Genomic DNA, 23,450 nt, shown 5'->3' on the forward strand with positions numbered 1-23,450 from the left:
CGGCATCCCTCCCGCGGGTCACGGCCTCGTCGCGCGCCGATCCGGCGATCGCTGCGGTGTGTCTCCGCGTCTGGATCTCCTCTCCTGTCGCGGCGTCAGGGCTCCGCCTCGGCATGAAGCGCTCCGAGCGGCCTCATCCAAATCCTGATTCAGAGTGAGCAGCAGAAATGTCTACACAGGGCGGAATGCCGACCAGCGCCTCGGCCTGCGGCGTGCCGTGCCGTTTCGAGGCGTGACCTGCGCGGGGGCGTCGCTTCCGGAGGAGGAAGCGCTGCCGTTCGGCTCGCTCACGCTCGTCGCGGAAGTGGTCAGCAGGGCGTGGATCGAGCATCCTCTCTGCATCATGTCTGTTTTGTTACAGCCGAGCGGGTTGGCCGAGCCGGGCGCCAAGGAGTCGCTTCATGCGAGCGAGGAGCGCTTTCGGCTGCTCGTCGAGACCATCCAGGACTATGCCATCTTCATCCTGGACGACCGAGGTCATGTGGCCACATGGAACCCGGGGGCGGAGCGGATCAACGGATACGAGGCCACGGAGATCATCGGCCGCCATTTCTCGACGTTCTACCCGCCGGAGGACGTGGCCGCGGGGAAGTGCGACCGCGAGATCGAGCAGGCGACCGCGCTCGGGCGGGTGGAGGACGAGGGGTGGCGCGTCCGCAAGGACGGCACGCTGTTCTGGGCCAGCGTCGTCATCACGGCGCTGCGGGACCGCGATGGCACCCTGATCGGCTTCGCGAAGATCACCCGGGATCTGACGGAGCGCCGGCATGCGGAGGAGGCGCTCCGTCGGAGCGAGGAGCGCTTCCGGCTGATCGTCGAGAGCGTCAAGGACTACGCCATCTTCATGCTCGATCCGCAGGGCGTCGTCACGACCTGGAACCGCGGGGCGCAGGAGCTCAAGGGGTATACGGCCGAGGAGATCCTCGGGAAGCATTTCTCTCGCTTCTATCAGGAGGAGGACGTCCGCGCCGGCAAATGCGCGTGGGTGCTCGCGATCGCCGCCCGCGAGGGGCGGGTCGAGGACGAGGGGTGGCGCGTCCGCAAGGACGGCACGCTGTTCTGGGCCAGCGTCGTCGTCACGGCGCTCCGCGGCACCCACGGGGAGCTCGTCGGGTTCGCGAAGGTCACGAGGGACCTCACCGAGCGGCGCCGCGCCGAGGAGGAGCGCATCCGCCTCGTCCAGGCGCAGGAGGCGAACCGCATGAAGGACGAGTTCCTCGCGACGATCTCGCATGAGCTGAGGACGCCGCTCAACGCGATCCTCGGGTGGTCGTCGCTCCTGTGCGACAGCGTGAGCGACCCCGAGATCGCGAAGGCCTTCGACACGATCCGGCGAAACGCGCAGGCGCAGGCCAGGATCGTGGAGGACGTGCTCGACGTCTCGCGCATCATCACCGGCAAGATGCGCATCGAGACCAGGCCGCTGAGCTTCGCGGCCATCGTGGACCAGGCGATCGAGGTCGTCCGCCCGGCCGCGGACGCCAAGGGCATCGAGCTCGTCGTGCAGGGGGGAGGGCGCCCGCTCATGCTCCTCGGGGACCCGGCGCGGCTCCAGCAGGTGGTGTGGAATCTCCTGTCCAACGCGGTGAAGTTCACCGAGAACGGGGGGCATGTCCGCGTGGAGCTCGAGCAGGCCGGGGCGAGCATCCACCTCGCCGTGCACGACGACGGGCGCGGCATCGATCCGGCGATGCTCTCCCACGTGTTCGAGCGGTTCTGGCAGGCCGACAGCTCGATCACCCGCAGGTTCGGCGGCCTCGGGCTCGGGCTGTCGATCGTCCGCCACATCGTCGAGCTCCACGGCGGCACCGTCTCGGCCCGCAGCGTCGGGCTGGGCCGAGGGTCCAGCTTCTTCGTCACGCTGCCCATGCGGGCGGTGGCGCCCGCGCCCGAGCAGGACGCGGACCGACCTCCCGAGCCGGCCGCTCCGGTGCCGACGCAGACGCGGCTGGACGGCCTCCGCGTCCTCGTCGTCGACGACGAGCCGGACGCGCGCGAGCTCGTGAGCGCGGTGCTCCGGCCGAGAGGGGCAGAGGTGCACCTCACGAGCTCCGCGTCCGAGGCGCTCTCCGCGCTCGCCGCGGTGAGGCCGGACGTCATCGTGAGCGACTTGGGCATGGCCGACCAAGACGGCTACGCGTTCCTGCGGAGCGTGCGGGCGATGGCGCGGGACGACGGCGGGGCGACGCCCGCGATCGCGCTCACGGCGCACACGAGCGGCGCGAACCAGCGGCTCGCCTTCGAGGCGGGATACGACGAGCACCTCGGAAAGCCGGTCCACCCGGAAGACCTGGTGAGGCTCGTCCGGAAGCTCGGGCGAGGGCAGGTCTAGCTCCCTCCGGCGTGGCCCAACGGGGCGCCCGCCGCCGCCGCGTCGCCCGCGGTGAAGGGCCCGCGGCACCACCGCTCCCACCATCCACCATAGAGCCACCCTGCACGCGCTGGTTGACATAGAAAACCCTACTCGATCCGCATCCCTCCTGGAAAAGTGACGATTGCTGGGCCCGCTTGCGGTATGAACGGACTCATGGAGATCAAAGATCTATCCGACTCCCTGCGCGCCGACCCTCGCTTCACCACCCGTCGCAAATGGCTGATCCTGAGCGAGCTCGTCTACCTCCCTACGCGTGAGAAGGTGGAGGAGGGCTTCCGCTATTTCACCTGCCCTGTCGAAGCCCTCACCGCCGCCCTGGCGAGGCGGGACTTCGCCGCCATCGCGAAGCTCCCCTTCGCGCTGGACGCGGACGGCGACCCGGACACCTCCGCCGTGCGCCTGGATCTCGCCTACACCGCGTCCGGTGCCCTCGCCGCCTTCCAGCCCGTGGAGTTCCGCGAGCACGTGCCCACGCCCCTGTCCGCATCCGTGATCCTCGAGGGCGCGGAGGCCCAGGCGCTCCGCGAGACGCTACGGGAGATCGACCAATCCGCCTAGCGCGGTTTTCACCCATCTCTAGTACATGCGTTACAGAGCGGCGTTCACCCGCACAGGAGACGGGTCCAGCTCGGCGTTTTCGGCGCGGAAGCGCACTCCGGTGCGCTGAGCACCGAAAACGTCGAGATGGGCCCGTATCCGAAGCGGGTGACCGCCGCTCTAGCTCTGGGAGGCGCGCTTCAGCACGCCGGGAGGCGGACGCAGAAGCAGGTCCCCGGGCGCTCGGTGACGTTGTCCCGCACCTCGATCGTGCCGCCGTGCGCCTCGACGGCCAGCTTGCAGAACGTCAGTCCCAGCCCGCGGCCGGTGCGCGAGGCGACGTTCGGATCGTCGAGCCGGACGTACCTGTCGAAGATGTGGTCGCGCAGGTGGGCAGGGATCCCGGGGCCCTCGTCGCACACGAGCACCTCCACCCAGCGCGCGTCGACCGGCCGCGCCTCGACGTACACGGCGCCGCGCGCGGGCGTGTGGCGGAGGGCGTTGTCGAGCAGGTTCTGCAGCACCCGGCGCAGCAGGTCCGCGTCGCCCCGGGCGCGGCAGCAGCGCGGCGCGCCGGGGCGGAGCGCGATGCGCTGGTCGCGCGAGGCCGCGAGCGGCTCCAGGATCTCGGCCACCTCCTCCAGCAGCGCCGTGAGGTCGAGCTCATCCAGCCGAGGCACGAGCGCCCCCGGCTGCCGGCTCGAGGTGTCGAGCAGGTTCATCGCCGTGCGCTGGATGAGCTCGGCCGAGCAGAGCACCCGGCTCCAGCGGCGCCGTTCCCGCTCCTCCAGCGCCGGGTCCCGCAGCCGGGCCCTGGCGGTCAGCAGGATGCCGGCGGCGGGGCTCCTGAGGTCGTGCGCGAGGAGCTCGTTCAGCGCGTCGCCTTGCCGCTGGCTCTCCGCGAGCGCCTCGTGCCGCGCCGCGAGATCGCGGGTCAGCGCGTCGAGCTCGTCGATCCGCGCCTCGGCCGTCCCCATGCGCTCGCGGAGCGCGATGTTGTCCATCGCCAGCGCGGCGCCGTCCGCGAGCCCCTGGAGCAGCGTCACCTCGTGCGCCGTGGCCACGCGCGTCGAGCTCCAGTAGCTCCCGATCGCCCCGAGGGGAGCGCGCGCGTGGATCGGCACCATCGCCATGCTCCGCACGAACGTCGGCCTGTAGACGCCGAGGGGGATCCGGGGATCGAGCGCGATATCGTCGACGATCGCCGGCCTCCGATTCAGCATCACCCACCCGCTGACGCAGCTCGACATCGGGAATCGCCTGCCCTGCCAGAGTGAGGAGATCGCGTCTTCCCTGGCATAGTGGCAGAGCTCACCGTCGCGGAGGACGAACGACGCTCCGTCGGCGCCGGTCAGCTCCCGGGCGGCTCGAGCCGCGACGCTCAGGAGGGTCGGGAGATCGGGCGCGCGCCACAGCTCCCCCACGGCGCAGAGCAGGCGCTCCGCGCCGTGACTCTCCCGGAAGGTCGGATCCTGACCGTTCGAGCGGGCTGGATCTCCTGGGCCCTTTGGGTTCATGCGCGGCATGCTCTAACGCCTGGTCCCCCGCCCGACAAGGCGGACCCCCGGCGCCGCGCGCGGCGCGGCCTGCGAGCTCATGCACCTCGGCCCACGCCGCTCTGCTCGCCCGCGCCTGCCCGCGCCTGCCCGCGCCGAACGCGCCGAACACCAGCGGAGCGGGCCCATGCATCCATGGATATTCCTCAATCGCCGTGCTATCGTGTGAAGCGATCTGCTTGATTCGACAATTCACCGGGTGTTCGCTCCGTCGCGCTGGTTCCGCGGTTGACGACATGATCCTGGGGTCTCGGGTCCACGCGCGACGGTGAAAGGAGAACTATGCCTAGGTCCTTCGCATTCGTGCTTGCTGGGTTGATCGCTCTCGGGGGCTCGCCGTCGGCTCGCGCGACGCCGTCGGTCCTCGTCGAGGGGGCGCGGCTCCACGGCGCCAACGGGATGAACGTGGGGCCGGATGGCCGGCTGTACGTCGCGAGCCTGCTCGGCAACGAGATCGCCGTCGTGAACCGTAAAAGCGGAGGCGTCGTGGACCGGCTCGACGGGTCGGACGGCGTCGATGGCCCGGACGACCTCGCGTTCGGCCCGGATGGCTCGCTCTACTGGACGTCGCTCCTCACCGGGAACGTCGTGCGGCGCTCGCCGTCGGGGGACATCACCGCGCAGAACGTCGCGCTCGGGGTCAACCCCATCACCTTCTCCGATACGGGGAGGCTCTTCGTGGCCCTCGACTTCCTCGGCGACGGCCTCTACGAGCTCGATCCCGATCTGTCGGCGCCGCCGCGCTTCATCGCGGGCAACCTCGGCTTCCTGAACGGCATGGACTGGGGCCCCGACGGCAGGTTGTACGGGCCGATCTGGACGCAGGGCAGGGTGGTCAGCATCGATGTCGACTCCTGCACCGGCGCGGTCGACCCGGAGGCGGAGTGCGACATCCAGACGGTCGCCGACGGCTTCTTCATCCCCGCGGCGGTCAAGTTCGACGGGCTCGGCCGGCTCCACGCGGTCGATCAGAACGGCGAGGTGGTGCGGATCGACGTCGCGACCGGCGACACGGAGGTCCTCGCGGTGCTCCCGCCCGGCCTCGACAACCTCGCCATCGACGCGCAGGACAAGCTCTATGTCTCGAGCGCCACCGACGGCTTCGTCGTCCGGATCGAGCCGGACGGGCAGGTGCGCTCCCTGCTCCCGGGTGGCCTCATCCTGCCCGGCGGCGTGGCCGTGCTGAGCGAGGGAGGGGCCGAGTCGGTCTATGTCGGCGATATGGCCGCGCTCCGGTCGTTCGATGGAGACACGGGCGAGCCGCTCGGCGTCGAGCGGCCGTTCCTGGGCATCTCCGAGCTGCACGGGCCCGTCACGGTATCGGCGGACGGCCCGGAGCTGATCCTCAGCTCGTGGTTCTCCAGCGTGGTTCAGATCTACGACACGGCGACGGGCTCGGTGGTCGAGACCCACAGCGACTTCGCCACGCCCCTCAACGCCGTGAGGTTCCAGGGCGATCTCGTGGTGGCCGAGCTCGGCGCGGGGCCGGGCGCGGGGCGCGTCGTCCGACAGACCGGCGCCGGCCTCGTGACGCTCGCGTCGCTCGCCGTGCCGTCGGGCCTCGCCGTGGCGGGCGGCGACCTCTGGGCCGCCGACTGGGCCGCGGGCGAGGTCCTTCAGCTGGTGTCCGGCGGCGTGACGCTCTCTCCGCCGCTCGAGGTGGCCGCCGGCCTGTGGCAGCCCGAGGGGATGGCGGTGGATCTGGACGGCACCCTGCTCGTCGTGGAGAGCGGGAGGCGAAAGCTCCTGCGCATCGACCCGTCGACCGGAGAGATCACGGTTTTGGCAAAGCACCTCGACGTGGGGCTCCCTGCGATCACCGGGACGCCGCCGACCTTCGGGATGAGCAGCGTCGCCGTCGGCCCGTCGGGCGCGATCTACGTGTCCGGCGACAAGGCCAACGTCCTTTATCGGTTCTGAGCGATCGGCCCAGCCGGCGGCGGGGAGCCCGCCGCCTCGCGGCCAGCGCGGATCGCGCCGCTCAGCCGGCCTTCGAGAGCCACCGCACGATCAGCGACTCGAGCGCCTTCGCGGCGGCGGATTCGTCGGCGCGGCCGCGGAACATCTCGGCCGCGAGGGCCTCGGCGGCGCCGATGATCGCCACGCAGCGGAGGTGCAGGTCGCGCTTCGAGAGCTGGACGCACGGCGCGAGCGCGTCCCGGTAGATCGTCACGTACCTGTCGAGCAGCTCCCGCTCCGCGGCGTCCATCTGCTCGTCGCCCTTCAGCGCCGCGAGGATCGCGAACCACTGGGGCCCGACCGTCGCGCAGCAGTGCATGTACGCGGCGCTGACGACGCGCGCGACGTCCTCGAGGCGCTTTTGCGTCCGCTTCAGCGCGTCGAGCAGCGCCGCGACCTGGCGGTCGTCGATCTGCCGCGCGAGGGCGATGAGGAGCCCAGAGCGCGTCTCGAAGTGCTCGTACGCGATCGGCTTGCTGACGCCGGCGCGCTCGGCGAGGTGGCCGAGCGTCAGCGCCTCGGTGCCCTCCTCGCGCACGATCTGCTCGGCCGTCTCGAGCAGCTGCTCGCGGCGCTCCGCCTTCGGCAGGCGCTTGCCGGGGGCCTCGCCCCTCGACCGGGTCGCGGTTCGCGCTGCGCTCGTCCTCGCCATGCGCCTTGACACTACCACGGGTAGGTACATATTACCAAAGGTAACTTACTGATGGTAGGTTGCTTCGGGCACGCCCGGGCGCTCGCGCGACCCGGCGGGAGGAGTCCATTCCCATGAGCACACGGACGATGTCTCCAGTTCTCTTGATCGGCGGCTCAGGCCACGTCGGCGCGCGCGCGGCGAGGGCGCTGCGGCGCCTGCATCCGGAGCTTCCGATCGCGATCGGCGGGCGCGACGGGCGCAAGGCGGCGGCGGTCGCCGCGGAGGTCGGCGGTCCGACGACGGCGGTGACGGTCGACGTCCAGAGGAGCGACCTCGGCCTCGAGCCGGGCGCGTCGTTCAGCGCCATCGTCACGCTCGTCAAGGACGAGTCGTCGAACGCGCTGAAGCGCGCGCAGGCGGACGGCGTGCCCTATATCGCCTTCTCGGACTTCGTCTCGGAGATCGGCCCCCTGGTCGCCCATTACGTGGCGCGCCCGACGCGCGCACCCATCCTCATGCTGGGCCACACCTTCGGCGGCGCGGCGACGCTGGCGGCGCTGCACCTCGCACAGGAGCTCCGGAGCGTCGACGCGATCGCGATCGCGGCCGTGATCGGCGCGGACGACCACGGCGGTCCCGCGTCGAGCGCCGACTACGAGCGGCTCCGGCAGGCCGGGGAGGCCGCGCTCGTCCTCGACGATGGGAAATGGACCTGGTTGCGCGGGGAGGCGTCCACCCGGCGCGTCGTGGACGCCGGTGGCGCGGCGCACGTCGGCCAGGCCTTGCCGCTGCCCGACGTGGTCAGCCTCGCGGCGGCGACCGACGCGCGATCGATCCGGGTCGACCTCGCCGCGCGCGACAGGGCAGCCGGCGCCGCGGGCCCCCGGACGGAGCTCATCGTCGAGGTGTCCGGGCGGCGCCACGACGGGTCGGGGGCGCGGCTGCGTTACGACATCACCGACGCGGACAACCTCTCGCGCCTCAGCGCGTACGGCGCGGCGATCGCGACGGAGCGCCTGCTCGGGCTCGCGGGCGGTCCGCCGGTCGGCCCGGGCCTCTACAACCCGGAGAGCGTGCTCGACCCGGCGAGCGTCGTCGCGCGGCTCGAGGAGCTCGGCGCGCGCGTCCGCCGCACGCTGGCCTGAACGCCGCGCGCTGGCCTGAGCGCCGGGCCGCCGGACGCGCGCTCGCGGGATGGGCCCCGGCCTCCGCGGGGGCGGTCCGCGGGAGTGGAACCGGCCGTTTCCGGCCCTTGACTTTTCGATTCGCCTTGCTTTTCCTGATCCCTCGCGCTAGAGGAGCCGGCCGACCTCGAGGCGTGGACTGCGTCCGGCGCGCGCGATGCCGCCTGGGGGGCCCACGCGGACATGTTCGACGCTCGATCGTCTCGGATCCGCGAGGTGGAGAGCCGCGTCGGTCTCTGATCGTGGCCTTCGGGGAGACTGCGGCGGTCGGGCGTTTCGGGCTCGGAGAAGGAGGCAATCGTGATGGATCGCCAGTTCATCCAGGTGCGCGGCGCGCGCGAGAACAACCTCAAGGACGTCTCGCTGGACATCCCCAAGCAGAAGATCACGGTGTTCACCGGCGTATCCGGCTCCGGGAAGTCCTCTCTGGTCTTCGACACCATCGCCGCCGAGGCGCAGCGCCAGCTCAACGAGACCTTCACCGCCTTCGTGCAAGGCTTTTTGCCGCATTACGGCCAGCCCGACGTCGATCGCATCGAGCACCTGAACGCGCCGATCATCATCGATCAGAAGCGGGTCGGCGGCGGCTCGCGCTCGACGGCCGGCACCTACACCGACATCGCCGCGCTGCTGCGGCTGCTCTTCTCGCGGATCGGGCAGCCGGCCGCGGGGCCGGCCTTCGCCTTCTCGTTCAACACCCCGCAGGGGATGTGCCCGGAGTGTGAGGGTATCGGCAAGACCGTTCAGCTCGATCTGGACAAGTTCCTCGACCGCAGCAAGTCCTTGAACGGTGGGGCCATCCTCCACCCGGACTTCAAGGTCGGCAAATGGATGTGGAAGATGTACCCGCTCTCCGGGCTCTTCGACAGCGACAAGCCGATCAAGGACTACTCGGAGGAGGAGCTCCGCGCGCTGCTGTACGGCGCTGACGTGAAGGTCTCGTTCGGCGAGTTCGGCTCGAAGTACGAGGGCCTCGTCGAGCGCTTCACCCGCGTGTACCTCAAGAAGGACGCCGCGGCGATGTCCGACCGCAGCCGGGCGGTCTTCGAGCAGTTCACCACCTCGCAGACGTGCCCGGCGTGCCGCGGCGCGCGGCTGAACCAGGCGGCCCTGGATTGCAGGATCCACGGCCGGAACATCGCCGAGCTCTCCGAGCTGGAGGCGGCGGAGCTGATCGCGTTCCTGCGAGGCCTCACCGATCCGGTCGCCGTGCGGCTGGCCGCGCGGCTCATCGAGCGCCTGCAGCACCTCGTGGACATCGGCCTCGGCTACCTGAGCCTCGGCCGGGAGACCGCCACCCTGTCCGGCGGCGAGTCGCAGCGCGTGAAGATGATCCGGCACCTCGGAAACAGCCTGACCGAGATGCTGTACATCCTCGACGAGCCCAGCGTGGGGCTGCACGCGCGCGACGTCGCCCGCCTGAACCGCCTGCTCCAGAAGCTGCGCGACAAGGGCAATACCGTGCTCGTCGTCGAGCACGATCCGGACGTGGTGGCGATCGCGGATCACGTGGTGGACATGGGGCCGAGAGCGGGGGTGCACGGCGGCCAGGTGGTCTTCCAGGGGAGCTACGAGGCCCTCAAGGACGCCGACACCTTGACCGGAAGGTCCCTGAAGCAGCACCTGCCGATCAAGCGGAAGGTCCGGCAGCCCACCGGGCAGATGCTCGTCAAGAACGCCACGTTGCACAACCTGAAGAACGTCACGATGGGCATTCCCACGGGCGTGCTGACGGTCGTGACCGGGGTCGCCGGCTCGGGCAAGAGCACGCTGATCAACGATGTCTTCCTGGAGCAGCACCCGGAGGCGATCGTGATCGACCAGTCCCGGGTGACGGCCAACAGCCGCTCGGCGCCGTGCACCTATACCGGGATCATGGACGACATCCGGCAGGCGTTCGCCAAGGCCAACAAGGTCAGCGCCTCGCTCTTCAGCTTCAACTCGGAGGGCAGCTGTCCCAACTGCAACGGTCTGGGCGTGGTCTACACCGATCTGGCGTTCATGGAGGGCATCGTCTCCACGTGCGAGATCTGCGAGGGCAAGCGGTTCAAGGCCGAGGTGCTCGCGTACAGCCTGCGCGGCAAGACGATCAGCGACGTGCTGGACATGACCGTGGAGGAGGCCCTGGCGTTCTTCGGCGAGAAGAAGATCAGGGCCGTGGTGCAGGCCATGAACGACGTGGGGCTCGGGTACCTGAAGCTGGGCCAGCCGCTCAGCACGATGTCGGGCGGGGAGGGGCAGCGCCTGAAGCTCGCGACCGAGCTCCACAAGCAGGGCAGCGTCTACGTGATGGACGAGCCCACCACCGGGCTTCACCTCTCCGACATCGGGCTGCTCATGGGCATCATCGACCGGCTGGTGGACGCCAGGAACACGGTGGTCCTGATCGAGCATCACCTCGACGTGATCCGGCAGGCCGACTGGATCATCGACCTCGGCCCGGAGGGCGGCAGCGCCGGCGGCGAGGTGCTGTTCGCGGGGCCGCCGTCCGAGCTCAAGGGCTGCGCGCGGAGCATCACGGCGAAGTTCATCTGAGGGCGCCGAGGGCGCGGCGGGCCGCCTCTCCGGATCCCTGTCCGGACTCCCGGTGGGTGGAACTACTGGCTCCGCCGGCCGTAGTAACCGGCGAGCAACGAGAACGCCTCCTTGGGCGCCCAGGTGCCGTCCTTGAGCACCTTCACGACGCCGGTGCTGGCCAGATCGAGGTCCTTGCGCGGCTCGCCCGGGTCGTGCGGCAGGATGTATCCGGCGAACGCGTGCACGAACGCGGCGTCGACGCCCTCGGCGTCGAGGACCTCGAGCACCTCGCGCAGGTAATTGGCCTGCTCGGCCTCGTCGCGCGCGTACTCGCCGTTCAGCCCGAGCGGGGTCGCGGTCGCCTCGTCCCACACGATGATGTCGCTGCCGCGCGGGCCGGCGGCGGCCGCGCCCTCGTAGGTCGCGCAGCCGAACTCGGTGATCGCGACCGGCTTGCCCAGCGCCTTGCCCTGGGCGACGAAGGCGCGGATGAGCTCGGGGAACCGGTCGGCGTTCTGCGCGTACCGGTAGGCGGCGTCGGTGCTGATAATGTCGAACGGCGTCCAGTCGACGCCCTCGAACGAGAGCGAGGCGTAGGTGACCTTGCCGCCGAACCGCGCGCGGACCACAGCGACGGCCCTGGCGAGGAGCTCGTTCAGCCGGGCCGGGATCGCGGCGAGCAGCTCGCGGAGCTCCGGCCCCCGCCCGGTGAACACCTTGCTCCGGTCGAGGAACGTCTCGCCGGGCACGAAGCCCTTGTTCATCAGGCTGAGCTCCGAGCCGGTGACGATCACGACCTCGGCTCCCTCGCGGCGGAGCCGCTCGCCGTGGTCGGCGCACTCGGCGAGCAACGCGAGCAGCTCGTCCCCGGTCAGGTCGGTGGTGAACGGGCAGATCCAGGTCTCCAGGCCCGCCGCGGCGGCGTGGGTGGCGGCGACCTTCAGCCGGCCCAGATCGCCGCCGGTGACGCGGACCGCGGTGCAGCGCAGGTCACCGCGGATGACCTGCATGTCCCGCCGCGCGCGGTCCGGATCGAACGGCTCGTGGGTGCTGTTGCCCTTGTTGAGAAAGCCGGTGTCGTAGCAAATGCCGTAGGCTCGCATGGTCGATGGCCCTCACGCCGGTTAAGGTACTGAGCGTACCTTAAGTCGTCCCGGCGTGCGCGCAACGTAAGGTGAGTTACATGCCGGAGAGCGGGTGACAGCGTGGCGGCCGAACGTCGGCGTGGAGCGGTGCTGGAGCTGGCGATCCTGCGCGCCGCGGCCGAGGAGCTCGCCGAGGTCGGCTTCCCGGGGCTGACCATGGATGGGGTCGCGAGGCGCGCGGGGACCAACAAGAACGCGATCTACCGCCGGTGGCCGAGCCGGGCCGCGCTCGCCGTGGCCGCGTACCGGCAGCTCGCGGCCGACAGCGCGGAGCTGCCGGACACCGGGTCGCTGCGCGCCGACGCGCTCGAGCTGCTGCGGGGGGCGAACCGGCACTTGTCGTCGCCGCTCGGCGACGTGCTCCGCGGCCTGCTGGCAGGGATCGGCGGCGAGCCCGAGCTGCTGGGCCAGCTCCAGGAGGCGTCGAACGACGGCGGCATCGCGCTGTGGCTGAGCGTCCTCGGCCGCGCGGTCGCGCGCGGCGAGGCGTCGCCCGACGCGTTGCACCCCCGCGTCGCCACGGTGGCCGTCGTCCTCCTGCGCAACGAGTTCATCACCCGCGGCGTCCCGAGCGTGCCCGACAGCGTGCTCGTCGAGATCGTCGACGAGGTCTATCTCCCGCTGATCCGCGGCCGAGGCGCCCCGGGACCGCGGTCGGCGCGCTAAACGAGCATCGAATAGCGCTGCTCCGCCGCGAGGCACGGCGCCGGGTCGAGGCCGAGCTCGCGGCGGACGAGGTTCGCGCCGCGCACCAGCGACACCATCTTGTGGAACGCGTGCATCCGGCTCATGCCCTGTCGGCCGAAGCCGCAATCGCTGCTGAGGATCAGCCGCTCCGGCTCGATGAACCGGAGCGCCTTGCGGATGAGCGCCGCGACCTGCTCGGGGGTCTCCACCTCCAGGCTGCGGTGGTGCACGACGCCGATGCAGACCTTCTTGTCCTTGCCGATGGCCTTGCCGATCGCCGGGAGCGCCGCGCCGCCGTCGCTCGCGGCCTCGAACGTGATGACGTCGACGTCGAGCCGGTCGAGCAGCGCCAGCGCGCCCTCGTAACCGCTCGTGGCGACCTCCACCCGCTGCGCCGCCGGGTTGCCCCAGCAGGTGTGCACCCAGACCTCGGTCTTGTCGCGCAGCCCGGCGACCTCGCGGTTGAAGGCGTCGACGTAGAGCGCCGCGGTCAGCTCCGCCCCCTCGTCCTGGCCGGCGACGTAATGGAGCATCGGCTCCTCGAGCTGGACGACGGGGCACCCCGCGTCGGCGACCTCGTGCAGCTCCTGATTGAGGCTGTCGGCGATGGCGAAGAGGAGCTCGCGGCGGTTCGCGTAATGCTGGTTGAGGACGACGGCCTCGAGGAGCTGGCCGCAGCAGGTGCCGAGCTTCATGGGCCTGCTCGTCATGCGCTGCGCCGCCTTCCAGACGCGCGCGTACTCCAGCCCTCCCCGGCCGACGGGGCCGCGCACGAAGAAGGGGAGGCGGGCCTCCATCACCTCGTGGAGGATATCGCCCGCTTCCCGCTCCCTCGGCGACGTCCAGGGCTGGGGGCGGAGGCCGGGATCGGCCATGCCCTCCATGCGCTCGGCCAGATAGCTGAACCAGGAGCGGCCCCCGACATCCATGTCGAAGCGGGCGTCGCCGTCGGTCAGGATGTCGAGGCCGGCCCTGACCTGATCGGTGATGTGGACGGCGAGCGTGTCGGTGTACTGCTCTCGGAACACGAGATCGGCCATGGCCGTCGAGAACCTGCGGCCCGCGAGGCCGGAGACATACCAGGACGGCCGCGGCAGAGAGCCGGTGATGGTCGTTGCGAGAGGCTTGTGCTTCGTCGCCTTGATCAAGGAAACCTCCTGCGCCTACCCGTGCAGCGCGCCGCCGATGCTAGCGGAGGAAATCTGCGCGAGCGAGCCCTCCGCTCGCGCCTGCGCGCGGCGCCTGCGTGAAGCGGCGCTGTGCCGCGAGTGGGCGGGCACACGGCCTCAGGGGGCCGGCGGGCCGCAACGCCCGGGCCGCGCCCTGTTCGGCATGGCTGGATTCTTTCTCGCCCCGTCGCCTCGCCGGCGGGCGGCTGTCCGTGCGCTGCGCAGCTGTACGATCCTTGCGCAAGATCTCGTGATCGGCCCGAGGCGCCGAAGGGCCTTTGCGGCCTTCGCCTCGGCGTCCTCCCGCGGCGGGCGGTGTGGCCGCCCGCTTGCAATGTCCCCGCGTCGAAGCGCCCGGCGCATTGCGCCAGGGTCGCGACTTCAACGTGACAGGCAACACTTCGAGGACATAGGCTCATGAATCGATCGAAGAGAATCCGCGCGCCGCACGCGGCGCATCGCCTCGCTCCGTCCGGCATCCTGCTGCTCGCCGTCGGGCTGTCTCCCGCGTGCGCAGCGCCGTCCGGCCCCGAGGACTCGGGCGCAGACGCGCTGGAGGCCGGGCTCGCCGCGGCGGTCGGGCCGTGCGGGGATCGCTCGAGCGGCAAGATCATCACCGTCGCTCCCTCGGGCGGCGATCACAGGACGATCCAGGCCGGCATCGACGCGGCGGCGGCGGGCGACACCGTGCTCGTCAAGGCGGGCACCTACAGGGAGAACGTCTCCTTCGGGAGGAGCGGCACGGCCGTCGCTGGCTGCATCACCCTGCAGGGCGAGGCAGGCGCGATCCTCGACGGGACGGGCAGGGGCGGCGCCGGGATCGAGATCGCCAGCAAGAGCTACATCCGGGTCGCCGGCATGACGGTGCAGAACTTCAAGGGCGGAGACACGCCGATCGGCATCAGCGCGAGCGGGAGCGCGAGCTTCCTCGAGATCCGCGACAACGTCGTGCACCACATCGAGAGCTCCGAGGACGCCCACGGCATCGCCTTCTACGGCACGTCCGCGACGCCGATGACGGACATCCTCGTCGACGGCAACGAGATCCGGGACTGCAAGCTCGGCTCGAGCGAGTCGCTGGTCCTCAACGGCAACGTCACGAACTTCGTGGTCTCGCGCAACAAGGTCCACGACAACGACAACATCGGTATCGACTTCATCGGCTTCGAGGGCGTCGGCCCCGCGGGCTCGGACCAGGCGAGGAACGGGGTGTGCGTGGACAACGTCGTCTACAACATCACCTCGGCCCGGAACCCCGCCTACGACGGCGAGCGGTCCGCCGACGGCATCTACGTCGACGGCGGCAGGGACATCGTGATCGAGCGGAACAAGGTCGATAACAGCGACATCGGGATCGAGGTCGCCAGCGAGCACCGGGGCCGGACGACGAGCAACATCACCGTGCGGAACAACTTCGTGTCGCGGAGCTACCAGGGCAACGTCATGATCGGCGGCTACTCCACGAGCGTGGGCAGCGCGGCCAACATCTCGGTGCTCAACAACACGCTTTATCAGGCCACCGGCGGCGAGATCATCCTCCAGAACAACTCGGACGGCGTGCTCATCCAGAACAACATCCTTTACGGAAGGGCGAAGAACGCCTACGTGAGCAGCGGACGCAACAACAAGAACGTGCGGGTCGACAACAACATCTTCTTCGGCGCGAGCCAGACCTCGGCCGGCGCCTTCACCGACCCGCGCGCGCGGTTCGTCGACCCGCTCCTGGCCGGGCCGCCGTCGGACCTCCACCTGACGAGCGGCTCGCCGGCCGTCGACGCCGGCGTCGATCTGGGCGCGCAGGGCGGAGCGTCGGACATCGACGGCGAAGCGCGGACGCGCGGGGCGCGCATCGACATCGGCGCCGACGAGCGCTGAGGCGGGGCCCGCGGACTCGCCTGGTCGCACCACGCGACCCCGCCTGGGAAAGTGGCGCTGTATCAACAACGTGTCCATGCATCGAACAGGCCACGTTTACTCCACAGCCTGCCGGGGGGGCGCACGAGGAGCTCTGTCATGTCTTTCTTTTGGCATTGCGCGATGAGGCCCGTGCGACCCGCGACTGCTCGTGCACGCAGCACACCCGAAGGCGTTCGAGGTCGGCGAACCAGACCGACGGCGAAGGAGCGAGGGATGTCCACACAGCACTCCCGGCCCTCGGGCGATCGATAGTCCAGTCCCCTGGATGGCGCTTGCTCCACGAAATCAGGCCATGGTACACCGCGTGCTACGCGCTAAGAGCGAGAGCCATGGCCCTGCAATCATCATTTTCTGTCTTGTTCAGGGTGCGTGCGGAGCGCCATGCCTCGAACTTCCGGGGAGTCATCGCCAGCATCGAAAGACGAGGTGTCACCATGGGAACGAGGGAATATAGAATCGGAAACTCGTCGCCGTCGGGGCTATCAACCTCGATGGCGCGCAACCTGGCCCGGATGGTTGGTCTGACGTTGCTCTCGACGCTGGGCTGCTCGAGCGGCATGGATGACGGCTCGTCGGCTGGCGCTGGTGGGAGCGGGGGCGAGGGCGGGAGCGGGGGCGAGGACGGAAGCGGCGGCCAGGGTGGCAGCGCCGGGGAGCAGACCGTGCTCCGGGTTCGCCTGTATCCCTATATCCCCGACGCGGCGGGAGATCAGCTCGCGGCGATGGCGCTCCGCATCGAGGCCGAGTTCGAGGAAGCGCATTCCGGGATCGATCTCGTGGTGAATCCGCCCTGCTTTACGGGTGACGTTTACGATCCCGCGTCGCTGGCCACGGGCCTCGCCGGGGAGGACGCCGATTGTTCGGTTGACGTCATCGAGACGGACATGATCCTGCTCGGCGAGCTCGTGGCCACGGGCACGATCCGTCCCTGGCAGGAGCGTCCTCCCGCGGACTGGCACCCGGCGGGCATCGAGGCGTCGACCTACGACGGCGAGATCTATGGCGTCCCGCACTGGCTCTGTGGCCATTTCACCTTCTCCAGGGACACGTCCGTGGAGAGCGCTGGCACCGCGGCCGAGCTGGCGTCGGCGCTGGTCGACCTCCAGACGGATGCGCCGGACATGGCCGGCAACTTGCTCGGAAGCTGGAACCTACCCGCGCTGTACCTGGACGCGTGGGCAGACACGAACGGGCCTGAGGGGGTCGCATCCGCGATCTCCACCACGATGTACGACGCGGCGACCCTCGATGCGCTCGGCATCTTCGCGAGGACGTGCGAGAGCGAGGGGAGCAACCCATGCCTCGACGGCACCTACGATCTGGAAGAGAACGTCGATCTCCCGGCGAAGCGATTCGCGGCAGGGGAGGTCGACGCGACCTTCGGTTATTCCGAGCGGCTCCACACCATCTTGAAGAACCTTCCTCCTGGCGGTGATCCAGCCGAGATCAAGCTCTCCTCGGCGCCCCTCGGGGACGGCAACCACCCGCTGCTCTTCACGGACAGCTTCGTCGTGAGCGCGAGGTGCACGGACGCCTGCGCCGATGCTGCCGCCGCGTTCGTCGCCTATATGAGCGCGGCGAGCACCTTCGCGTGGATCCTCGCGAGCGAGGACGCGCCGCAGGAGACCCGTGTTCCACGCTACCTCATGGCAGGGACGTTCGACGCGTACTCGGCGCCCGCGATCAGCGCGGATCCCTTTTACCAGGCCATCAACGCGCTGACGGAGGAAGGAAAGAGCTTCCCGAACGGCGGGCTCCTCGACGTCAGGAGCGAGATGCGAGATGACATCCTTGCGACCTTGACATCCGCTCCCTGAGCCCGGCTGACCCAGCTTCGGTGGCTTCACCAGCCGTACGGTCACTTGACGCCGGGGGCGCAAGGGGGTGATGCTCCGTCGCCATGGCGGGCTCGAAGCGGGCGGACGCGTCCCTGGCGATGGCGCTGATCGGGCTCGCGGCTGCGGCGGCCGGCGGGTGTGCCGCGCTGGCCGGGCTGGAGGACGGCTACCATCTGGTGGGCGGGAGCGGAGGCGGCGGCGCCGGCGGCGGCGCGGGCAGCAGCGGGACGGGAGGCGAGGCCGGCGGCAGCACGGGCGGCAGCGAGGCCGGCGGCGCCGCGGGCGGCGAGGTCGGCGGCGCCGCGGGCGGCGAGGCCGGCGGCTGGGGCGGAGTCGGCGGCAGCGCCGGGTGCGCGACATGCTCGCTGCCCCCTTACGACGCCGCGGATCCGGCGGAGCTGTGCGAGTGGTCGGCCGCGATCTACGGGGTGCTCATGGAGTGTCTCTGCGCCGAATGCGGCGCGGTGGCGGGCTCCCCCTGTTATGGCGCGTGCGGCGACGCCGAGGCGCGGAGCGCCGAGTGCGACGGCTGCCTCGCCGCAGCGGCCGCCGAGGTGGACGGCGCGTGCGCGCCCGAGGTCGCTGAGTGCGAGTTCGATACCGGCGAGTGATCTCGGCACGCCGAGAGCTCGCGGGATGTCCTATAGCCGGTCTCGGCAGGGCTGCGAGCTAGCTCGGCCCCGTCGGCCGCTGGGCGCGGAATGCATCTTGAACCGCCCTTCGGCATGAGCGACGAGGCTGCGCATCCTGGTGACGCGTCGGGGGCCGCGGCGCTCCCGCTGACCGAGGCGACGAGCGGAGCGGGCGCGCGCGCGCCCGGTCCACGCATGGCTCGAGGAGCTCCTGTCCCGCGCGGTGCGCCGCTACAACCGGCGGCCTCGCCACGAGATCATCGCGGCGTCGACCGGCGTGACCGAGCCGACCGACGCGCGCGCGGTCATCCGGCGCGCCTGCGTCCGCTCGGCGCTCGCGGGCGGCGCGACCGGGGCGCTCTCGACCGGCGCGGCCGCCGCCACGGCCGAGACGAACGGGGTCGGCGGGCTCGTCGCGATCCCGGCCGCCGTGCTCGCGCTCGGCGGCGAGACGGTGCTCCGGCTGCTCCTGCACGTGCAGATGCTCTGCGAGCTCGCGGATCTCTTCGGGCTCCGGTTCGATCCGGACGAGCCGGCCGACGTGTGGGCGCTGCTCGCCCTCACGTTCGGCGTCGCGGAGCACCCGCAGGACACGGACGATCCAGCGGGCGTGCTCGTGCGCTCGGCGCGCGAGCGCGGCTCGGACGTGGCCAAGCAGCTCGCGGCGCGGCTCGCCGGCGAGAGCGTGGCGCGCAACCTGGTGCCCGTGCTCTCGGTCGCCTCGTCGTCGATCACGAGCTGGCTGGTCACCCGGCGCCTCGGGGATACCGCGCGCCGATACCTGCGTTACCGGCGTGCGCTCGACGGGGCGCTCTGCGACGAGGCGCTGCGCCCGCACCTCGATCGGCTGTTCGACGGGCTCTGGTTCATCTTCACCGCCGACGGCCGCCTCAAGCCGGAGGAGACAGCGCTGCTCGCGGCCGTGCTGCGGCAGCTGCCGGCCTCGGCGCGCGTTGGCCTGAACGAGCGGCTCGCCGACGACATCGCCTGGATCGAGCACCTCCGCGGCGTGCCGGAGGGCGCGCGCGCCCCGCTGCTGCGCGCGCTCGAGATCGCGGCGGCGGTGGACAAGGTCGCGTCGCTGCGGGAGCGGAAGCTCCTCGCCCACGCCGCGGAGGCGCTGGGCCTCAGGGGCGACGAGGGCAGGCTCGATCGGATGGTCCGCGAGTTCGAGGAGATCGGCGCCCTCTGCGTGGCCGCGTAGCGCGGCCGCGCCGCTTCGCTTCAACCGCCAGCCTGATTCGCGAGCAGCACCAGGGCGAGGCCGATGACCGACGGGACGGTCTGCACGAACAGGATGGAGCGCTTCACCGTCGCGGCGCCGTAGACGCCGGCGACGGCCACGCAGAGAAGGAAGAATGTCTGGATCTGCCACGCAAAGGTCTTGTTCGGATGGATGACGCCCCAGAGCAGCCCCGCGGCGAGGAATCCATTGTAGAGCCCCTGATTGGCCGCCAGCGGCGCGGTGATCGCGGCGACCTCGGGCGTCGTACCGAACGCTCTGTACGCTCGCTCCGAGCGCCACAAGAACATCTCCATGACGAGGATGTAAATGTGGAGGATTCCGATCAGCGTGACGACGATCTGAGAAGCGGTCGGCATGCGGCGCACGATAACAGCTCGCGGAGCGCTCCGCCTCAGTCGTCGAATCTCTGGGTCGCTGCGCTGACTCCCAGGGCCCGCGACGAGGGCCACGCGCATCGTGAAGGAGAACACGACGGCGAGAACAGGGATCATGTCGAACAGCACTGCGGTGTCCGACCGGTCGCCGCGAGGAGCACAGGGAAGTCTGCGTGGCCGGCCCGCAGCGATGATGGCGCCGTCCGGCCCTCGGCGGGTGGCTGGCGCTGGTCTTCTGGCCGGAGGCGAGCGACAGCTTCGCGGTGACGCGGCGTACGACCTCGGCGAGGCGGCTGCGCATAGGCGGATCCGGGGGGCAGCCTCCGGCGCCGCGACGTTCGCCGGAGGCTGAGGATCGTGGTGATCGCGCGTGGAGAGCCGGGGCCGGCGCCAAGCTGTCGACCGGCTGCGCCGGCGTGGTTCGGATCGCATTCTGCCCCGAGGTTGCGGGCCCACGCGAACCCGCTTGCCCGAGACCTCCGATGCATCCGTAGAGTACATTGGAACGGCGATGCGCGCTCCGGACGTCGTCGAGGATCGGTTTGAGATCGAACGGCTCGCCGGCTCCGGCGGGATGGGCGACGTCTACCGTGCGCGCGACCGCCTGTCGGGAGAGGCGGTCGCGCTCAAGGTGCTGCAGAGCGCGACCGTGCGCGACCTGAGCCGGCTCTCGCGCGAGGCGGAGGCGCTCGTCACGCTCCGGCTGTCGGGGGTCGTGCAGTACGTGGGGCACGGGGTGACCGGCGCCGGGCAGCCGTACCTCGCCATGCAGTGGCTCGATGGCATCACCCTGGAGGAGAGGCTCGCTCAAGGTCCGCTCTCGATCCCCGAGACCGTGGCGCTGGCGGCGCGGATGGCGACGACGCTCGGCGCGATCCACCAGCTCGGCATCGTTCACCGCGATCTGAAGCCGAGCAACCTGATGCTCGTCGGCGGCGCCATCGAGCGCGCCACGCTGCTCGACTTCGGCATCGCGAGCGGTCTCCAGCTCCCCCGGGGCCTGACGTCGCCCGGCGCCATCCTCGGCACGCCCGGGTACATGGCCCCCGAGCAGGCGCGCGGCGAGTCGGCAGTGGATGCCCGCGCCGACGTGTTCGCGCTCGGATGCATGCTGTTCGAGTGCCTCGCGGGGCGGCCGCCGTTCCTCGGCGACGGCGCGCTCTCGCTGATCATGAAGGTCGTCTTGGAAGATCCTCCACGGCTCGGCGAGCTCCGCGACGGCATCCCCGAGCCGCTCGAGCGCCTGATCGCGCGGATGCTGTCCAAACCCGCGGCGGAACGGCCGCGCGACGGCGCCGCGGTGGCAGAGGAGCTGGCGTCGCTGGCCGAAGGGGTCCCGGCTGGAGGGCGCGAGACGACCGAGCCGCCCGCGCCTGGCGAGGGAATCACGACGGCGGAGCGCCGGGTCATGTGCGTCGTCCTGGCCGCCGATGGCAGCGCGGAGGCGGACGTCACGCTCGCGGAGGCGGACGTCACGCTCGCGGAGGCGGACCGCGGCGCGCGAGCCGAGGCGCTGCGCGAGCTCGCGGCGCGCCACGGCGGGCGCCTCGAGCTCCTGCAGGCGCGGTGGCTGCTCATCGCGCTGTCCGGCGCCGAGGCCCCGACGGACCTCGCCGCGCGCGCGGCCCACTGCGCGCTCGCGCTGCGGGCGGAGCTCGGCGGCGTGCCCATCGCCATCGCCACCGGGCGCGCTGAGATCGCCGGGCGGCTGCCGGTCGGCGCGCTGATCGATCGTGTCGTGCGGCTCTTTGCGCAGCCCGCCGGAGCGCTCGGCCCGCACATCCGGCTCGACGACGCGACGGCGGGCCTGCTCGCGAGCCGCTTCGAGACCGCTCAGGGACCCGACGGGTGCTGGCTGCGCGGCCCAAAGGAGGAGCCGGACACCGTCCCGAGGCTCCTCGGGAAGCCGACGCCCTGCGTGGGGCGCGAGCGTGAGCTATCGCAGCTCGCGACCGAGTGGCGCCATTGCATGGAGGAGACCACCGCGATCGTCGTGGTCGTCGTCGGCGCGCCGGGCCTGGGCAAGTCGCGCCTCGCCTGGGAATTCCTCCGCGCCCTCAGGGGAGACGGCGACGCAGCCGAGATCTGGATCGGCAGGGCCGATCCCGTCGCCGCCGGCTCCGCGTTCGGCTTGCTCGCCCGCGCGCTCCGCCGCGCCATGGGCATCCTCGACGGCGAGCCGCTGGAGGCACAGCGGAGCAAGGTGCTCGCCCGGGTCGAGCAGCTCGACGGGCTCGGGGACAAGGGCCCGCACGTCGCAGCGTTCCTCGGCGAGCTCGTGGGGGCGACGTTCCCCGACGAGGGCGATGTGCAGCTCCAGGCGGCGCGACAGAACCCGGCGCTGATGGGCGACCGCCTCCGCGAGGCGTTCGAGGACTTCGTCCGGGCGGAGTGCCAGCGACGGCCGGTGGTCCTGGTGCTGGAGGATCTGCACTGGGGCGACCTGCCCACGGTGACCCTGGTCGACGCGGCGCTCCAGCACGCGAGGGACCAGCCGTTCTTCGTGCTGGCGCTCGCCCGCCCGGAGGTCCACGAGCTATTTCCTGCGCTCTGGAGCGAGCGCAACGGCCTCCGGATCCGCCTCGCGCCGCTGCCCCGGCGCGCGAGCGAGCGGCTCGTGCGCGAGGTGCTCGGCGACGACGTCCGCGCCGAGCAGGTCGAAGCGCTTCTCGCGCGCTCCGATGGCAACGCGTTCGTGCTGGAGGAGCAGATCCGCGCGGTCGCTGAGGGCAGGAGTGAGGGCCTCCCCGAGTCGGCGCTCGCGATGGTGCAGGCGCGGCTCGAGGCGCTGGACATCGAGGAACGCCGCGTCCTTCGCGCGGCGAGCGTCTTCGGCGAGACGTTCTGCAAGGGGGAAACAATTCGGAGACGCAGAAATAGTCCTGAATGGTTGCGAATGGTTGCCCGCTGTGCCCGGCAGTCTGCGACAAGCGCGGGGAGGCCGGGGGAGCTGTACGGGGCCATGCCTGGGGCACGCGCTCGCGGCTGTGGTCGTTCGCCATCCGGCAGCTCGACAAGGAGGAAGTCGGCGCGGCCGCCGTCGAGCACAGGGCGCCGGAGCCGATCGGCGCGGCCGCTCGCCGCGGCGCGGGCGTCGAGCCGGGGGGCCGCTCCACGCCTAGCCGGCCGTCAAGGTCGCCGCGCGCGGAAGCTCGGCACGGCCCCTCTCCGCCGCTCCGATCGTAAAGGCCGAAGCGCATGCCGGGAGCACGGTGCCGCCGCCAAAGTCAAGCGCCATCGTGCGAGGCGCAGCGGATTTCTGGGCGGGTGCTGTTCGCCACCTAACTGGTTAATGAACGGCCAGTCACCAGCGCCCGACGTCGCCCTCAACCTGCGCGGCCGCCCCGAGCTCGCCGGCGTCCTCCTCGGCGCCCGCGGCCGCTCCGGGCCGCGGCGCCGAGCCCGCGCTCGAGGAGCTCGCCGGCCACGTGGCCGAGCTCGACTAGGTGGACGGCGACGGCCCCGAGCTCGCGGCGCCGAGCACCAGTGTCCAGTCAACAGCGCCCGACGTGGCCCGGCCAGGTGACGGCGACGGCCCCGCGCTCGCCCCGGTGGACATCGCCGCGACCCCTCCGCGCTCGGCCAGGTGGACATCGACCGCCCGGAGCTCGCCCCGGTGGACATCGCCGCGACCCCTCCGCGCTGTTCGCGGCGCCGACCCGAAGCCTCGACGGCCCTCAC

At 71.0% G+C, this 23,450-nt stretch carries 16 protein-coding genes; 11 read left to right on the forward strand and 5 right to left on the reverse strand.

Annotation, left to right across the window (positions count from 1 at the left end):
* Positions 1–343 precede the first annotated feature (343 nt).
* Together NQZ70_RS16550 and NQZ70_RS16555 are read left to right on the forward strand one after the other, a co-directional pair.
* Positions 344–2,332 (forward strand): PAS domain S-box protein, encoded by a 1,989-nt coding sequence (locus tag NQZ70_RS16550; protein WP_129575071.1) that lies wholly within the window; start codon positions 344–346, stop codon positions 2,330–2,332.
* 195 nt (positions 2,333–2,527) lie between these two features.
* A complete protein-coding gene (locus tag NQZ70_RS16555; protein WP_237245356.1) occupies positions 2,528–2,932 on the forward strand; it encodes a hypothetical protein in 405 nt (134 codons plus the stop codon).
* A gap of 179 nt (positions 2,933–3,111) precedes the next feature.
* Here NQZ70_RS16555 and NQZ70_RS16560 read toward each other — a convergent pair whose 3' ends face one another.
* Positions 3,112–4,428: a HAMP domain-containing sensor histidine kinase gene (locus NQZ70_RS16560; protein ID WP_165373997.1), complete on the reverse strand. Its 1,317-nt coding sequence runs from the start codon at positions 4,426–4,428 to the stop codon at positions 3,112–3,114.
* A 354-nt stretch (positions 4,429–4,782) separates the two neighbouring features.
* Between NQZ70_RS16560 and NQZ70_RS16565 the strand changes: the two genes are divergently transcribed.
* Positions 4,783–6,387, forward strand: coding sequence for a hypothetical protein (locus NQZ70_RS16565; RefSeq protein ID WP_237245357.1), 1,605 nt, complete (start codon positions 4,783–4,785; stop codon positions 6,385–6,387).
* Positions 6,388–6,448: 61 nt separating this feature from the next.
* On the opposite strand, the gene NQZ70_RS16570 is transcribed toward NQZ70_RS16565, so the two are convergent.
* The gene (locus NQZ70_RS16570; RefSeq protein ID WP_237245358.1) at positions 6,449–7,096 is read right to left on the reverse strand and encodes a TetR/AcrR family transcriptional regulator; all 648 of its coding nucleotides are present in this window, start codon (positions 7,094–7,096) and stop codon (positions 6,449–6,451) included.
* Positions 7,097–7,191: 95 nt separating this feature from the next.
* On the opposite strand from NQZ70_RS16570, the gene NQZ70_RS16575 reads away from it, so the two are divergent.
* Complete coding sequence (locus tag NQZ70_RS16575; protein WP_237245359.1) at positions 7,192–8,205, forward strand: hypothetical protein; 1,014 nt, start codon at positions 7,192–7,194, stop codon at positions 8,203–8,205.
* A gap of 342 nt (positions 8,206–8,547) precedes the next feature.
* Positions 8,548–10,779 (forward strand): excinuclease ABC subunit UvrA, encoded by a 2,232-nt coding sequence (locus NQZ70_RS16580; RefSeq protein WP_129575076.1) that lies wholly within the window; start codon positions 8,548–8,550, stop codon positions 10,777–10,779.
* A gap of 62 nt (positions 10,780–10,841) precedes the next feature.
* On the opposite strand, the gene NQZ70_RS16585 is transcribed toward NQZ70_RS16580, so the two are convergent.
* Positions 10,842–11,864 carry a hypothetical protein gene (locus NQZ70_RS16585; protein ID WP_129575077.1) on the reverse strand — a complete coding sequence of 341 codons (1,023 nt, stop codon included), beginning with the start codon at positions 11,862–11,864 and terminating at the stop codon, positions 10,842–10,844.
* A 129-nt stretch (positions 11,865–11,993) separates the two neighbouring features.
* Between NQZ70_RS16585 and NQZ70_RS16590 the strand changes: the two genes are divergently transcribed.
* Positions 11,994–12,572, forward strand: a complete 579-nt coding sequence (locus NQZ70_RS16590) for a TetR/AcrR family transcriptional regulator (protein ID WP_129581392.1) — start codon at positions 11,994–11,996, stop codon at positions 12,570–12,572.
* Here the strand turns inward: NQZ70_RS16590 and NQZ70_RS16595 are convergent.
* Complete coding sequence (locus NQZ70_RS16595) at positions 12,569–13,741, reverse strand: cobalamin-independent methionine synthase II family protein (RefSeq protein WP_129575078.1); 1,173 nt, start codon at positions 13,739–13,741, stop codon at positions 12,569–12,571. The two genes, NQZ70_RS16590 and NQZ70_RS16595, sit on opposite strands and share 4 nt — an antisense overlap.
* Before the next feature lie 438 nt (positions 13,742–14,179).
* On the opposite strand from NQZ70_RS16595, the gene NQZ70_RS16600 reads away from it, so the two are divergent.
* The 4 genes from NQZ70_RS16600 (at position 14,180) to NQZ70_RS16615 (ending at position 19,353) form a co-directional block, all read left to right on the forward strand.
* On the forward strand, positions 14,180–15,637 hold the full coding sequence (locus NQZ70_RS16600) for a right-handed parallel beta-helix repeat-containing protein (RefSeq protein ID WP_129575079.1): 1,458 nt from the start codon (positions 14,180–14,182) through the stop codon (positions 15,635–15,637).
* 533 nt (positions 15,638–16,170) lie between these two features.
* Positions 16,171–17,496, forward strand: coding sequence for an extracellular solute-binding protein (locus NQZ70_RS16605; RefSeq protein ID WP_237245361.1), 1,326 nt, complete (start codon positions 16,171–16,173; stop codon positions 17,494–17,496).
* Positions 17,497–17,579: 83 nt separating this feature from the next.
* The gene (locus tag NQZ70_RS16610) at positions 17,580–18,128 is read left to right on the forward strand and encodes a hypothetical protein (protein ID WP_129575081.1); all 549 of its coding nucleotides are present in this window, start codon (positions 17,580–17,582) and stop codon (positions 18,126–18,128) included.
* 244 nt (positions 18,129–18,372) lie between these two features.
* Positions 18,373–19,353 carry a hypothetical protein gene (locus NQZ70_RS16615; protein ID WP_129575082.1) on the forward strand — a complete coding sequence of 327 codons (981 nt, stop codon included), beginning with the start codon at positions 18,373–18,375 and terminating at the stop codon, positions 19,351–19,353.
* A gap of 20 nt (positions 19,354–19,373) precedes the next feature.
* Here the strand turns inward: NQZ70_RS16615 and NQZ70_RS16620 are convergent, their stop codons facing one another.
* Positions 19,374–19,751 (reverse strand): DUF1304 domain-containing protein, encoded by a 378-nt coding sequence (locus NQZ70_RS16620; protein ID WP_129581393.1) that lies wholly within the window; start codon positions 19,749–19,751, stop codon positions 19,374–19,376.
* A gap of 529 nt (positions 19,752–20,280) precedes the next feature.
* Between NQZ70_RS16620 and NQZ70_RS16625 the strand changes: the two genes are divergently transcribed.
* The gene (locus tag NQZ70_RS16625) at positions 20,281–23,295 is read left to right on the forward strand and encodes a serine/threonine-protein kinase (RefSeq protein WP_237245363.1); all 3,015 of its coding nucleotides are present in this window, start codon (positions 20,281–20,283) and stop codon (positions 23,293–23,295) included.
* The last annotated feature ends 155 nt before the right edge of the window (positions 23,296–23,450 follow it).

This window comes from Sorangium sp. So ce836 (assembly GCF_028553905.1).
In the GTDB taxonomy this organism is placed as follows: domain Bacteria; phylum Myxococcota_A; class Polyangia; order Polyangiales; family Polyangiaceae; genus Sorangium; species Sorangium cellulosum_D.